Annotated in this window: 13 protein-coding genes; 4 read left to right on the top strand and 9 right to left on the bottom strand. The window is 69.8% G+C overall.

Translation table 11 applies throughout. The annotated features are described in order from the left end of the window. Positions 1-48: 48 nt before the first annotated feature. A complete protein-coding gene (locus ACIQUR_RS24895; protein ID WP_403668152.1) occupies positions 49-2,784 on the bottom strand; it encodes an SIR2 family protein in 2,736 nt (911 codons plus the stop codon). Positions 2,785-2,961: 177 nt separating this feature from the next. Between ACIQUR_RS24895 and ACIQUR_RS24890 the strand changes: the two genes are divergently transcribed. Continuing rightward, positions 2,962-3,999 (top strand): macro domain-containing protein, encoded by a 1,038-nt coding sequence (locus ACIQUR_RS24890; RefSeq protein ID WP_403668149.1) that lies wholly within the window; start codon positions 2,962-2,964, stop codon positions 3,997-3,999. A gap of 67 nt (positions 4,000-4,066) precedes the next feature. Here the strand turns inward: ACIQUR_RS24890 and ACIQUR_RS24885 are convergent, their stop codons facing one another. Genes ACIQUR_RS24885 through ACIQUR_RS24850 form a run of 8 tightly spaced genes read right to left on the bottom strand, consistent with a single transcriptional unit; the run spans position 4,067 to position 11,230 of the window. Beyond that, entirely contained in the window at positions 4,067-4,666 is a 600-nt protein-coding gene (locus ACIQUR_RS24885) for a histidine phosphatase family protein (protein ID WP_403668146.1), read from the bottom strand. After that, complete coding sequence (locus tag ACIQUR_RS24880) at positions 4,659-5,420, bottom strand: SDR family NAD(P)-dependent oxidoreductase (protein WP_150161224.1); 762 nt, start codon at positions 5,418-5,420, stop codon at positions 4,659-4,661. The genes ACIQUR_RS24885 and ACIQUR_RS24880 overlap by 8 nt, the downstream gene beginning before the upstream one ends. Next, on the bottom strand, positions 5,405-6,541 hold the full coding sequence (locus ACIQUR_RS24875; protein ID WP_403668142.1) for a hypothetical protein: 1,137 nt from the start codon (positions 6,539-6,541) through the stop codon (positions 5,405-5,407). Before ACIQUR_RS24875 ends, ACIQUR_RS24880 begins: the two co-directional genes overlap by 16 nt. Next, complete coding sequence (locus ACIQUR_RS24870) at positions 6,538-7,695, bottom strand: glycosyltransferase family 9 protein (protein ID WP_403668139.1); 1,158 nt, start codon at positions 7,693-7,695, stop codon at positions 6,538-6,540. The genes ACIQUR_RS24875 and ACIQUR_RS24870 overlap by 4 nt, the downstream gene beginning before the upstream one ends. After that, positions 7,692-8,267: a phosphoribosyltransferase family protein gene (locus ACIQUR_RS24865; RefSeq protein WP_150161227.1), complete on the bottom strand. Its 576-nt coding sequence runs from the start codon at positions 8,265-8,267 to the stop codon at positions 7,692-7,694. The genes ACIQUR_RS24870 and ACIQUR_RS24865 overlap by 4 nt, the downstream gene beginning before the upstream one ends. 48 nt (positions 8,268-8,315) lie before the next feature. Continuing rightward, entirely contained in the window at positions 8,316-10,115 is a 1,800-nt protein-coding gene (locus tag ACIQUR_RS24860) for a DUF4254 domain-containing protein (protein ID WP_403668136.1), read from the bottom strand. Next, on the bottom strand, positions 10,112-10,759 hold the full coding sequence (locus tag ACIQUR_RS24855) for a hypothetical protein (protein WP_403668133.1): 648 nt from the start codon (positions 10,757-10,759) through the stop codon (positions 10,112-10,114). The genes ACIQUR_RS24860 and ACIQUR_RS24855 overlap by 4 nt, the downstream gene beginning before the upstream one ends. 3 nt (positions 10,760-10,762) lie before the next feature. Further along, positions 10,763-11,230, bottom strand: coding sequence for an NUDIX domain-containing protein (locus ACIQUR_RS24850; RefSeq protein WP_403668130.1), 468 nt, complete (start codon positions 11,228-11,230; stop codon positions 10,763-10,765). Between the two features lie 275 nt (positions 11,231-11,505). Here ACIQUR_RS24850 and ACIQUR_RS24845 point away from each other — a divergent pair, with 275 nt between their 5' ends. From ACIQUR_RS24845 to ACIQUR_RS24835, 3 genes are read left to right on the top strand one after another with little or no spacing between them, the layout of a single operon-like run. Then, on the top strand, positions 11,506-12,579 hold the full coding sequence (locus ACIQUR_RS24845) for a helix-turn-helix domain-containing protein (RefSeq protein ID WP_403668128.1): 1,074 nt from the start codon (positions 11,506-11,508) through the stop codon (positions 12,577-12,579). Positions 12,580-12,604: 25 nt separating this feature from the next. Further along, the gene (locus ACIQUR_RS24840) at positions 12,605-13,174 is read left to right on the top strand and encodes an isochorismatase family cysteine hydrolase (RefSeq protein ID WP_403668125.1); all 570 of its coding nucleotides are present in this window, start codon (positions 12,605-12,607) and stop codon (positions 13,172-13,174) included. Positions 13,175-13,178: 4 nt separating this feature from the next. Continuing rightward, positions 13,179-14,084 (top strand): FAD-dependent oxidoreductase, encoded by a 906-nt coding sequence (locus ACIQUR_RS24835; protein ID WP_403668122.1) that lies wholly within the window; start codon positions 13,179-13,181, stop codon positions 14,082-14,084. Positions 14,085-14,144: the final 60 nt, after the last annotated feature.

The following is a 14,144-nucleotide window of genomic DNA, read 5'->3' as shown; positions in this document are numbered from 1 at the left end:
GTCGAGCCCGAGGCGCTGGCTCCCGCCGCGTTTGGGCGCGGGCGTGGGTCACCGTCCGGCCGGCCCGTGGGGGCCTTTTGCCAGGCGGCGCAGGGAGTCGAAGGCCAGCATCCCGTGCGTTTCCACTACGATTCCGGTCGTTTGGGCCGCCTGCGAAGCCGTCCTGTCGAACATAATTGCTAGTCGGCTGCAGATCTTGACCGTCGACAGCTGCCGTAGTTCGTGGCCTGCCGGTGGACGGTACCAACTCAAGTACGTCAAAGCGTTCTCCTCGCCGCGTACGCGTTCCAGCAAGATGAAGCAGAGGGCGGGGGCGTCCTTGGTGGTCTGGTCGCCGGTCTGGGCGTTCAGTGCTGCGGCCGACCTGGCGAGGCTCACCAGCGCGTAGCCGGCCCGATCCGCGTCGAGCGCATAGCCGAGCCGGTCGTCTAGGGCGAGAGCTGCCAGACCGGCCGACGCCTGGGCTTCGCCTTCGTCTCTGAGTGAGATCGAGAACTCCACCAGGAACGCCCTGACGGCCCCGCGGTAGTCGACATAGTCCATCAGTCGAGGCGCAAGCCCCCGAGCGTAGGCGCTGGCCCGATGCTTTCCCTCCATGCGGAGCGCCCGCAGTAGGGACACCCGCGACTCCAGGACCTGGTGGCCGGTGCCCTTCACTGCCCCCGTGGCTGCCCAAACCGACTGGGGCGCTGCCAGGAAGCGGGGGAGCAAATAGGCGTCGCGATAGCCCTCGAGTGTCGTGGCCTTCTTCACCAGGCGCTCCCCGCCGGCCTGACCCACGAGTTCGTAGACCTTCTCAGCGGTTCCCTCCCGGTGCAGGTAGTCGACCACGGTTGCAGCGATAGATGGGTGCCGGCAGTAGACGCGGTTGCCAGCAAAGGTCACCGCAGCTTCCCGGCCGAGCGTCTGAAGGATCTTTCCGTCGGCGAAGACGGGGTCGAACCCCGCCATGGCCGCGATCACCGACCTGCTGGCCCCCCTGCCGAAGTTGCCGTCCTTGTCGAGTGTGTGCTGCATTACGCAGATCCCCCCGAAGACGTCGCCGAGATCGACGGAGTCGGTCAGCTTGATCTCGTGGAGCTTGCGCACCAGATCTTCCACGCGGGAACCCAGATCCGCCCCGTACCGGACGTCGAGAACCGCTCCGAAGAGTGTGTTGCTCTCAGCGGCCATGGCGTCTGCCGACGTCGCGAGTCGCTCCGCGATGGTGTCGACCTCTTGGTTCCCGTCCGACAGCAGTCCGAGCCCCTGCCAGGTCAGGGCGATGTTCCTGGCGTCATCGTCGGTGATGCCGTGGAATAGGACATCGTCGATCCACGGTTGCAGTGCCGAACCGGCGCCCTGCCACCACAGCCGGTCGTGACTGGCGAGCAGAAAGGCGATGCCCGACCCCTCGGTCGCCCACACATCCTTAGTGGCCGCCATGCTTTCCATGATCAGGTCAGCCTCGTCGACGCAGATGAGGGTCTTCCCTGCCGCACGGACATCGTTCAGCCACTCTTTGGTCAGCACCGGCGCACCGGGATCCCGCCACAGTACGTTCCACTCCGGCCGAGAGCCCGCCACCGCGTGCGCTACCTGCCGCAGAGCCAGGGACTTGCCCTCGCCAAGTGGACCGATGGCTACCGCACCGCCGCCACCGCCGACCCGCAAGCGCTCGACCACCTTCTGCTCCAGGAGGGCCGTTGAGCTGAGGACCGGCCAGCGGCCCGGTGCGGCGTCCGCCCACACTGGTTGGGTGCCCTCCGCGAAGGCTCCCGGCTGGTACGAGGCCGAGTCGACCAAAGTGCGCGGCACCCGGGAATACCCGAAGGGAGAAGAAGTCTCCTCGGTCTCTGTCTCGTCCCGATCCAACTGGTCCGTGAACAGCTCGTGTCCGTCGACTCCGAGGTAGAGGGTGAAGCCGGGTGCTCCCACGAATCTACCGATGGCGCCGCTCGTTACAGCGGCCGCATCCGTCTCATACGCCGCCCAGAGAACCTCGGCCTCCAGCAGATCGGCCTTGTCAAGGACCGTGCTGCTCAGGCTCTTCATGAAGCCATCGAGCCACCCGCTGTAGCCCACCACGAGTACGACCGCGTTGGTGAGCAGTTTCCTCAGTACATCGTCCAGCCCGGGGCGGTCAGAGGTGATCCTCGTCGGTACGTTGCTCGTCGCCCGGCCAGTCCAATAGCCGTGGATGTGCAGCACCGGCTGGGCGATGGCTTCCTTCAGCTGCTGCAGGGTGGGGGTGGTGTCGGTCGGGATGGGGATCGGGACCGCGGGCACGCCAGCCTGACCGAGGGCGAGCTCGATCAGCGGATCGAAGTTCGTAGTGATGATCGGGCCCCGCATCCGCCCGTTTAGTGATGCGAAGAATTTTGCGAATTGCCTGTAGCCGCGAGGAATGCGCCAGTTTCCCGTCTTCATGTACTCCCGGCAGAGCTCCTCGTCCCGGGCAACATCTGCCACGTTCTTCTCGAGCACGTCCGGGCACGCCTGGAGCACAGCCGTCCGGATTGCCCGCATGACCCTGTGCTCACCTGCCTGCCTGGTCAGCACCGCCGCTGCGTTCTGGTACTTGACGCCGGGGTCTTGGGCTTCTGCGACGGTCTCGTCGAACCTGGCCAGACCCCCCTCCGGCATGTGATCCCGGAAGATGTCCGTTAGCTGGGGGACGCTGGGGAGGACCTCACTGCTGATCCCCGAGCCGAAGACGGTGACAAGAGGACGATCGGCTTCCTCGGCCAAGACCTGGAGGCGGATCTTGAGGTCGGAGATGTCACCGAAGTCGATGGGATTCATGAACCGATCCAACCACTGCGGCTAGGGAAGTGTGCACCTCCCGTTGCGCCCTCCCGCCACACGAACGATTTCAAGCCACCCCTAAATGGCTTCAGTTCGCCGATCGACTAGAGGTGGCGACACCTATGATCGGCCCGTGTCCGGTCCGAGGCAGAGGGGACGCCACCATTGAGTCCGTTGCAGCTCGCCGTCACAGCGATCCTCACCGTCGTCGGCATCGCCCTGCAGATCTGGTCGTCCGCGCCGAGCCGGGCTGAGCGACAGTACGCCCTCCAACTCCCATCCGTCCTGCTGTACTCGCTTGCTGCGGCGCTCTTCCTGTTTTCGGTCTTCCCGGATTCGCTGACGGAAGGCAGGGCGCTGGGGTTCGGCCTCAGCGGCGCGGCCGGATTCGCTGCCTTCTTCATGCTGATCTCCTTCACCTGGCTCGCCAAGACCCGTCGACGGGACGAGCTGACTGCCCGATTGAAGAAGGCTCAGCGTGAGAACACCGCCCTGCGTAGGCAGTTGGCTGGTGAACGACCTTCGGGCGAAGGCCCGCGCCCGCTCGCACAGTCCACGCGGTTCGACGTCCCTCTGCGCGGCAGTAGACGGCACCGGATCGGAGTAGTTACCGGAAATCTTGCGAACGTGCTCGGCGTCGACGTGTGGGTCAATCCAGAGAACACCCGCATGGAGATGTCCCGCATCGACGAGCCGACCGTCTCCGCCGCGATCCGCTACCACGGGGGCCGTCGGGACGACGCCGGGCACCTGGTTGACGACGTGATCGCCAAGGAGCTTGGCGAACTGATGGACGGCCGGCCGTACGTGTCGGCGGGCCAAGTGCTGGTCACTGGGCCGGGCGAGTTGTTGGAGAGCCATCAGGTCCGGAGGATCGCGCATGTTGCTGGAGTCGAGGGAGAACCCGGCTCTGGCTACCGCCAGGTGATGGATCTGGCCCGGTGCGCCCGCAACATCCTGGTTGAGGTTGACCGGCTCGCCGAGGCTGGGGAGCCACTGCGCTCGGTCGTCCTGCCGCTGCTGGGAACTGGCGGAGGCAACAGCGATCTGCATCGCACCGTGGATACCCTGCTGGCGGCCACCGTGAGCTACTTCGAAGCCCATCCGACGTCACGCATCCGGATCGTCTATCTGCTGGCGTACACGGACATGCAAGAGGCCGTCTGCCGGACTGCTCTTGACGCGCGTCCCGAGCTCTCGACAGGGGTCTGAAGCCGCGTCTCGTCGCGGCGGCAGAGCCTTCGGCTGATCCGGTCGACATGGGCCGAAGCCGGGGGCATCACCTGAGTTCGTCGGAGCGGTCGGCTCGCTGCCCTGTGTGGCGCACCTGGGGCAGAAGACGGAGTTCGGCGAACTGCCATGGGGTCTTCGCGGCGGTGGTGAAGGCGGAGGGGCCTTCTGGGAGGTGGGTGAGGACGCCGAGGAGGAGGGTGTGGGAGACGGCCAGGAGGGGGCCGTAGCGCCCGGCGGTGTGGTGGAGGAAGGCGGCGCAGTGGCGGGCGCGGGTGTGGAGGTCGGTGAGGCTTTCGCCGTCTTCGCAGCGGAGGGTGGGGTTGGCGAGGCGGCGGGCTCGCCAGGCGCGGTAGGCCGGCGGGTAGGTCTCGGCTGTGCGGCCGAGGACGATGCTCGGGGCTCGCCATTCGGCGAGAAGGCCAGAGACGGCGACGATCGGCAGGCCCGTGAGGTGCGAGACGAGGGTGGCGGTCTGGCGGGCACGGGGGATCGGGCTGGTGACGATCGCGGTGATGCCCTCGGGGAGGGGGAGGGAGCGGCGTACCTGGTCGCGGCCCTCCTGTGTGAGGGCGGCCTCGTGCGGGGCGTGGTAGCCGGGGCGGTGGCCTTCGTAGGCGCCGTGGCGCATGAGCCAGATGTCAGCCAAGGATCCAGCCTCCGTCGACGCGCAGGGTCTGGCCGGTGATGAAGCTGGCGTTGTTGGTGGCGAGGAAGGCGACGGCGGCTGCGACGTCGTCCGGGCGGCCTCGGCGCTGGACGCACTGGCGGGCGAGCTGCCGGGCGGTCATGGCCTCCGGGTCGTCGACGACGGTGTCCTCGGCGGGGACGCGGATGGAGCCGGGGGCGACGCAGTTGGCGGTGATGCCGGCGGGGCCGAGTTCGCGGGCGAGGGCGCGAGTGAGTCCTTCGAGCCCGGCCTTGGCGCTGATGTAGCCGGACAGGTCGTGGCGGCCCGCCGTGGCGAGGACGGAGCCGATGGTGATGATCCGGCCCCAGCCGACGGCCGCCATGGAGGGGGTGAGCTCGTGGGCGAGGAGGTAGTGGCTGGTCAGGTTGATGGACAGGGCCTCGTCCCAGCGAGCCGGTGTCGTCTCCGTCCACGGTCGGCGGGGGTAGGCGCCGGCGTTGCTGACCAGGATGTCGATCGGGCCGAGCCGGTCGTGGGCCTGGTGGCAGAGGGCACGTACGGACTCGGAGTCTCGGAGGTCGGCTGCCAGGGGGATTGCGGTGCCGCCGCTGTCGGTGATGTGGGTGGCGAGCTCGGCCGCGGCTTTCTCCTCGTGAAGGTGCGCGAGGGCGATAGTGGCGCCGTCGGCGGCGAGGCGTCGGGCGATGGCCGAGCCGAGGCCGCCGGTGGCACCGGTGACCAAGGCGGTACGGCCGTTCAGGGGGCCGGGCATGGCGACTCCAGCGGGCAGAAGTAGGTGGTCGAGTCGAAGGCGGGGCTCATGGCCTCGGCGAGCCGGGCGAGGAGGACGAGCCGGTCCTCGGGGGCCAGGTCGGCCAGGTTGTAGACGCCGAGGACGCGCATGGCGAGGTAGGGGCGGAGCAGGTTCGCCAGGTCCTTGCCGGGCCAGAGACGGTCCGCGACCGGTTGTACGAGCTGGTTCCAGTACGCGGTCACGGCGGCTCGCCGGGGTGCCGAGAGGCGCGGGGTGTAGTCGATGTGGATGGTGCTGGTGGTGTGGTCGACTGCCGCTCGTCGGATCTCGGGGGTGTTGGCCGGGACGTGGGCGAAGGTGGCGGGGTGGTCGGCGAGGGCGGTCGGGTTGTACGTGGGTACGAGCCAGCCGCCGAGGGCGGAGGCGTACCAGAGGAAGTTGGCGAACTCGCCGGGGATGCTGTTCATACCGGCGGTGTCGTAGTCGAACCAGGCGAGCGGGTGGGCGAGGTTGACGTCGGTGGGGTCGCCCTGGGTGAGGGCCGCCCAGACCGGCTCGGCCGTGGCGAAGTGGGCGCGGAGCCAGCGGAGGGTGGCGGCCCAGTCCAGGCGGTGGCGGCGGCCGTTGATGTTCAGGGTGTAGGTGTCGAGGCGGGAGACGGGGATGTCGATGAGGCCGTCGGCGATCAGGAAGTCCTTGCCGGCGTAGTACGTGTCGAGTCGGCCGCCGGGTGCCGCGCGGTCCCAGTACAGCTTGCGGACGACGTGCGCCGGATCGGCCGGCCACGCCGTCGCGAAGATGACCTCGCGGTACACGGTCGTGAGTTGGGCCATGTAGGTGTGGAGGTCGCCGCGCGCCTCGTCCGTGTTGAGGAGGTCGAGCAGGAGGCCCTGGTCGGTGCCGCCGGGGAGGCGTTCGTACGCGAGGAGGCGGCCGCCCGGCACGCGCAGATGGGCGTGGAGGGCGGGGACGCGGTAGTGCCGGGCGAGGCGGGCGTGGCCGCGGATCTCCTCGCGGGCCTCGGCCGGGTCGCCGGTGTACTTCAGGAGCAGCGGGCGGCCGAGGAGGTCGACGGGGCAGAGCAGGTTGCAGGTGAAGCGCCGTACCGGACCGAGGCGAAGGGGAGGCTGAAAGGTCATTGCCTCACCCCGTTGAGCAGTTCGAGGCAGACCTGGGCCAGCGCGGCGGGCGGGAAAGCGTCCATGTGGATATTCGTGTCGGGGGCGATGGCGTCGCGGACGGGGCAGAGGTCGCCCTGGTGCATGCGGTTGGACAGGTCGGTGGCGACGGCGTGGTGGTGCGGCAGGCCGGTGCGCCACTTGCTGTGGCTGTGGCGCGCGTACAAACCGATGATGGGCGGGGAGCTTCCGTCCCGGCCGCGGGCCATCGCGGCGAGGTGGGTGAGGCCGGTGTCGTTGCCGACGATCAGGTGGCAGTGCGGGAAGAGATCGGCGAGGTGGTCGGCCGGCATCCCGTCGAGGTGGAGGACCTGCACGTGGCGCCGGGGAGCCTCCGCAGTGATGCGGAGGCTCCCGTCCGGGTTGCCGCCGATGAGTAGCAGACGGGCCTGGGCCTGTTGGGCCTCGGCGATGTGCTCGGCGAGGGTGATGTAGCGCTGGGCGGTGTAGTCCTTGCGCTCCGGCCAGCTGGTGGCGGTGATGGCGGCGAGGTTCAGGCCGCCGAGCCAGCCCACCGAGCGCAGTTCCTCCACGAGGTTGTTCGGTCCGGTCGCGAGGGTCGGAGCGAAGGGTGCCGTGGCGGGCAGGCGGATGCCGAGGCGTCGCTCCAGGGCCAGGTAGTGGCGGGCCGGCAGGGCCGGGTGGGCGCGGCCGCCGGTCGACCAACACGGTGGGGCGGCCGGGTCGAGCACCAGGCTGACCGCTGCCTCCGAGCCGTGTGCCTCGATGCCGGGGCGGTCTCCGATCACGGCCCGCCAGCCGCTGGGCGTGGTGGCCTGGGGCTGCCGGATCAGCCCGGTGCGGGCGATGAGCCCCGCGTACGGACCCACCGCCCGAACAGCCACGCGGACTGACCGCAGCCGCAGCCAGTCGAGGACCGAGCGGACACCCGACAGCGCGAGGAGGGTGTCGCCGAGCTTCCCCCCGAAGGCCACCACTACCTCACCGCACCCGCTCAGGCGGTGGACGAGCTCGGCGGAGGCGGCAAGCGGGAGTGGTGCGCCGATGGGAACGCTGTCGCGGTCGTACCCGAGCGGGGTGGTGTGCACGGCCCCGGTGGGGACGACCAGGGAACCGTGGTGGAACCGGATCCCCACCGGGGCGACCGCTGTCACGCCGCGCCCTCGATCGTGGTGAGCGAGACCAGCGGCAGACCGAGGTCGGTGAGCAGGTCGCGGGCTCCGCGCGTGGTGTCCTCCACCAGGCAGGCCGCCGCCAGCGGGACGGCGCCGGCCTCGCGAAGGCGGCGGGTGAGGTCGGCCAGGGTCCGGCCGGTGGTGATCTCGTCGTCCACGATGACGATGCGCTGTCCGGGGGCGATGCCGTACGCGAAGACGTCGGTGCGCATCGCGTGGGGCTCGCTGAAGCGGACCGCGCCGTCGAGGGGGAGGTGCAGCTTCCAGGCGATCTTGTACGGGAGGTGGGCGGCGCCGGCGAGGGAGACGGTCGGCAGGATGCCGCCGGCGTCCAGGCCGAGAAGGAAGTCCACGGAGCCGAGTCCGTCCGGCACCTGCTCCTGGAGCAGACGCCACAGGTCGGCCCCGGTGTTGGCGAGGGTGTCGGGGTGGACCGGGTTCTCCAGGCCGTCGAGGGAGTGGATGACGCGCTCGCGGCGGCTCGTGGCTCCGACGCTGAGCCGTTCGACAATCCGGGCGGAGAAGGACGGGACGGCGATGGTTTCGGGCATGGCGAAGCTCCTGTCGGATGGAGAAGGGAAGACGAAGGGGGAGGCCGTTCAGGCGGCGAGCTGGGCGGCGTACCAAGTGAGGAGCTGGTCGACCGCTGTGGTGACGGGCTTGAGAACGAGCTCGGTGTCGCCCTCGCACCAGGCACTGGCGATCTCGGCCAGGGAGGGCGCCGACACGGCGAGCAGGCCCGGCATACGGGAGGCCGCGGCGAGGATCCGGTCAGGGCCGGACTCCCACTGGTTGTGCTCGCGTAGGAGGAGGCGGCAGGCGAGCACAAGATGCTTGTAGAGCTGCCGCAGAGTGGCCGGGCCCGCGTCGGCGCGCAGTCGGCGCATGGTCAGGACGACCTGAGGGAGTTCATGGACGGCGGCGAACGCCAGCTCGTCTCGACCGATCGTCGGCAGTTCGAGGCCTGGTGCGGCGTGCAGAACGGGGCTGCCCTGCTGAAGTTGATGGAGGACGAACGCCAGGCGCGGGGTGAGGCGTCGGGCGGTCAGTTCGCCGGGCGTGACGAGGGTGGGACCGAGGGAGGCCGCACCGCTCAGAGCGGTCTGGTACTGCTCCAGGGCCTCGTGGACCCGGCCGATGGCCTCGTGCTCGGCGATCACGAGGAGGTCCAGGTCGGACCAGCCGGCGATCCAGCTGCCCTCGCCGGGGCTGCCGGTCAGGGCGGCGAGCCTTACGCCGGGGCCGTATGCCCGTACCGTGTCGGTGAAGTCGGCCGTCGCCGAGGCGACGGCGGCCGGCAGGCCCAGCCCGTACGGGGTGGCCACGCGCAGCGCCGTGGCGGCGGACGGGGCGGCGATGCGCCGGAGCCTGGCTCGAAGGGCGGCGATGCTGCCGGTGTTGTCGATCACGTGGTCGGCGATCGCGGCGACCTGGTGGGCACCACGGCTCATCTTGATCTCGTCCTTCGCGGCGACGGCCTGGGCCGGTGTCCCGGACCGCTCGACGCGTACGGCGAAGGAGGCGTCCAGGTAGACGATCTGGAGCGTGTCGCCCATGAGCTGCTTGAGCTCGGCGATCGAGGCATCGTCGTGGACGGACTCGATGGTGAACAGCCGCGTGTCGACGTGGGCGTCCGCGAAGCGGTTCAGCTCGCCGAGCAGCAGTTCGGCCTGCCGCCGGGCCGACAGCGCGTACGGGTCCGCAAGGCCCTCCCGGTGGGCCGCCTGCCGCAGCAGAAAGCCGATCTTGAGACGCTGGGCGCCGCACGTGCGCTGGACGAACTCGGCGCTGGTGCTCTTGCCGCACTCGCTCAACCCGCCGAAGGCGAGGACCCGGCGGAGGTGTCGGCTCGGCTTGATCTCTGCAGGGGCGGCGTCGTCCCGGCCGTACAACTTGAAGCGGGCCGGTATGGGAAGCCGCCGGTGGCCGGCGACGACGTCGGAGATCAGCGTGTCGAGGGCGGCGCACAGCTCTTCCCGCTGGATGTGCAGGGCGGGGACACGCCGACGGGCCAGCTCGTCCCGGGCTGCCGCCCGCTCGCTGTGCCAGATCCGCAGCGTCAGCACCGACAGGCGGTCGACGACGGAGGCGAGCGTCTCGGTGTGCAGCGGCGCGTCGGCGCGGCCCGCGTCGGCCAGCGAGCCGAGGACCTCGTCAGCCCGTTCGGCGAGCGCGTTGCGTTCGGCGTTGAGCTGGTCGATCTCGCGCTTGCAGTCGGCGACCTGGGCGGCGGAGAGTAAGGAGCTGCGCACCCGGTCCTCGGTGTGCCACAGGCGCCCGTTGACAGTGTGGAGCCGGGTGATGGCGTCGTCCAGGCGGTGACGGTCCTTGTCCTGAAGCGCGGCGATGGCGCGGGACAGGCCGGGCGGCAAAACCAGGGGCGGGGAGTTCTGGGTCATCGGGGACTCCCGTCAGTGAGTCGGGGGAGGCCGACGTGGCCGAGTACGTCGGCGTGGATGTCGTCCAGGGAGCGGTCCTCGCAGTCCACGACCGCGGTGTACGAGCCGTGGTCGGCTTGGTGGAGCAGGACCGTGTGCAGCGTCTTCTGGTAGGCCGGGTAGATCCCGGTCCAGGGGCTGCCCTCGCGGGCGCTGGTGATGGCGTAGCTGCGCTCGGCGTCGAGTGACGGGAGCAGGAGGATCGCGGTCTCTGCTGCGGTGGCGCGCGAACCGGAGATGCCCGTCACGGTCTTGAACGCCTCGCCGACCGTCAGCCCGTCCTTGACCACGCAGGTCGCGGTGGCCACGGCGAGGAGCATGGGCAGGCCCCGGTCGAGCAGGCCCGTGCGCCCGGCCTCGCGGGCGGCGGCCCGCTTGGCGTGGCCGACGAGCAGCATCTCGGTCAGCTCGACAGTCGTGGACGTCTCGAACCACCACCGGGCGTAGTCGCCGGCGGCCACCCGAGCCCACGGCTCGGGGTCGTGCTCGTGGACCGCGCCCAGCGGCTGGAAGCCGTCCCACCGCTCGGCCAGCCGCACCAGGTGGGTCGTCTTGCCCACGTTGTCAGGGCCGTTGAGGCTGACGAAGTCCGGGACCTGCGCCATCGTTCACGCCTCGCGGATCGGGGTGTCGAGGGCGGAGACGATCGCGTCCGTGTTGGCGGCGATGAAGTCGGCGAGCTCCGGTGGCATCAGGTTCAGCTCACGGACGGTCTGGCCGGTGAAGGGCACCCGGACCACCTCGTACCCGCCGCGCTCCGGCTTGGCGAACTCCGTCCCCGTCCGCGCGGCCAGGTCCATCGACTCCAGGCGCGCGGCGAAGATGTGCTGGACGCCGATGCCGCCTTCCAGCTCGTCGGTGATCAGGTGGACGAGCTCGGCGTGCTCCAGCTTGCCGCCCAGCTCCTCGAACACCTCCCGGTGCAGGGCCGCCTCGATGGTCGCGTCGTCCTCCTCGACGCCTCCGCCGACGGTCACCCAGTACGGCTCCCTGCCCGGCTTGGTGCGCTTGATGAGGACGAGCTCGTCGCCGTCGAGGAGGATGGCGCGGGCGTTGCGCTTGACGATGTCGGTCATGCCGTTTGCTCCTTCTGGTGGTGGTACAGGAGAGAACGGGCGGAGGGCCGCCTGGTGGCGATGGGCACCTCCCCGGCTCGGTGGACCCAGCATGGTGCAGGCCGGTGGCTGGGTGTGACGTACGGGTGCTGCAGCAATGCCGCACCACTGCTGAACAAGGCTGGCTACGCTGGGCGTTTCGGCGTTCCACCGGGTGACGGACAGGGGGTACGACGGTGGTCACGGTGCAGCGATGGTCCGGCCGGGAAGCCCGGTTGTTACGCGACGCCCTGCGTATGAGCCTGAGGGACTTCGCCGCCTACCTGGGCGTCAGCGACCGGACCGTGTCGAACTGGGAGGGCGGCGGGTCGAGTTATCAGCCGCGTGCTGAATCGCAGGCCGTCCTCGACACCGCGCTCGGCCGGGCTCCGGACGACGCGAAGGCTCGGTTTGCGGCGGCGCTCGGGACGAAGGGTTCTGCCCCGCCCGTCACGGGCCGGATCGAAGTCGACTCCCATAAATTCCTGCCGGTCTTCATCGGCGTCGAGCGCGCCGGCCAGCTCCGCACACACATGGCACCGAGCGCAGACGCCCAGTGGCTGGAGTCCTCCTCGGCCCGCGTGGACCACCCCGAAGCGCAGGACTGCGTCCTGTACGTCTTCGCGTGCGGGGTAGCCGTCTTCCATCTCGTCCAGCCGCACGAGCCCACCGCGCTCACCGACCTCGCCGTCTGGCGCTACCGCTCCTACGCCTCCGACCTGCCCTGGGCACGGGACAAGCTCCGCGACCTCCTGGACGAGGACCACACCCGCGTCCCCAACCCGGAGTACGTCCTCTCCCTGTACTGGCTCACCTCCGGCCCGTGGGCCGGAGACGCCCACGACACCGCCCTGCGTCTGCTGTCCACGCCGTCGGTCCTGGTCGACCGCGGAGCCCCGGGCGGCCCGGTGCCCCTGGACGGCGCGGTCGAGGCATCGCTCCTCGCCACCGGCTTCGACCACCCGGACATCGTGCCCTTCGGCGTACGGGGCGTCTCCACCGCCTACGCCGGCTGGTCCGGCGTCGCCTACGCCTCCCACTCCCGCGAGCGCAGCCTCACCATCGACGAGCTGATCACCTGCGAGCTGACCGTTCAGGCCCTGTGGTGCTTCACCCGCCAGATCCAGCAGATGATCGAGGACGGCCAAGACCCCTCCATGCCCGAGCAGTACGGCTGGCGCTTCCTGCGCGCCGCCTACTCCCGGCTCACCACCGCCCGAGCCCAGGAGACCGCGCAGCACGTCCTGATGCGGGAGGCCATCATGAAGACCAGCGGGCTGGCCGAACGGCTGCGCGCCGCACAGGACGCTCTACGCGAGAGCGTCGGCTGAGAACACGGGGCAGGAGAGACAGCGGATGGACATCGGCAGCGCCGCGCTGGTCGTGATCGACATGCAGAACGGCTTCGTGAACCACCACAGCCGCCACGCCGTTCCCGCAGTCTCCCACCTGGTCGCCCAGTGGTCCGCCGCGGGCCGACCTGTGATCTTCACCCGGTACTTCAACTACCCGGACAGCCCCTACGAGCGCTTCTTCCAGTGGCACCGACTCCAGGAACCACCCGAGACCGACATCGTCCCCGAGCTCGCCGAGGCTGCCGCCTACGCACACGCGATCATCGACAAGACCGGGTACACGCTCCTCACCCCAGAGGCCACCGAACTGATCCGCCGGGCCGGCTGGACCAACCTCGTCTTCTGCGGGATAGCCACCGAGAGCTGCGTCCTGAAGTCCGCCGCCGACGCCTTCGAGCACGGCTACGCGCCCTGGATCGTCACCGACGCCTGCGCCAGCGACGCCGGCCCCGACGTCCACGACGCCGGCCTCGTCGTTGCTCGCCGCCTGATAGGAACCGGCCAACTCGTCACCGCCGACTACGTGATCGGCCAACTCACTGCGTACGCCGGGGCCCCGGTGCTGGAATAGCCCCATGGCCGACACGCTGCACGACACCGACCTGATCATCATCGGCGGCGGCCCGGCCGGCTGTGCCGCCGCCCGCATGGCCGCCAGCGTCGGCATGCGCTCGACCCTGGTCGAACCGGACCGTCTGTGCCGCAACCTCTACCGGATCCCGGCCCTGAACAACGTCCTCGGCGGCTACACCAGCGGCCCCGAGCTGGCCGACTCCATCGTCGCGGAGCTGAAGAGCACGGAGCTGTGCCGTCTCGAACTCGGCAGGCGCGTCACCGAACTACGCGCCGATGACGACCAAGTGACCGTCACGGTCGACACCGGCGCCCGTCTCACCGCCCCGTACGCCATCGTCGCCACCGGCGTCGGCCCTCTCCAGCCCCGCGACGTCACCTGGATCACCGCCCCCGACGGCCTGACCCTGCCCCCGCTCTGGCAGGACGATGCCCAGGGGCGCACTCTCCTCGTCCTCGGCGGCGACCGCCCGATCGGCACCTTCCTGCGCGCCAACCCGACCACCGACACCCGCCTGCTCGTCGCGTACCCGGCGGCCGACGCGTACAAGATCGAGGAGATCCGCGAGGACCCCCGAGTCATACTCTTCCCCGTCGAGCACCTGACGCTGGATCTGACGGAAGGCGCCTTGGTATCAGCGGAGGTGGTGGGCCAGGACGGCGCACGGCAGACGATCACCGCGGATGCTGCCTACCTCAGCATCGGGAACGCGCCCACCGCCCCGTCCGGCGACCTGACTCGCGGTCCGGACGGATACTGCTTGCCTGCCGACCAGCACCCCCGCGTCATCGTGGCCGGCGACCTCCGCTCCGCCCGCTTCCAACGGATCATGACTGCCTTGGGCTCCGGCAGTGAGGCCGCGCTGCATGCCTACTACGCGGCCAGGGAACTACTGGCCAAGGGCTGAGACCGCACCAGCGCGCTCCGGCGGCGACGACCCCGGAAGGGAATCTCCACGACCAGCCGG

It is taken from the genome of Streptomyces sp. NPDC101132, assembly GCF_044759225.1.
GTDB lineage: Bacteria > Actinomycetota > Actinomycetes > Streptomycetales > Streptomycetaceae > Streptomyces.
The sequence above is the reverse complement of the archived record's forward strand: the minus strand, read 5'-3'. Positions and strand labels throughout refer to the sequence as shown.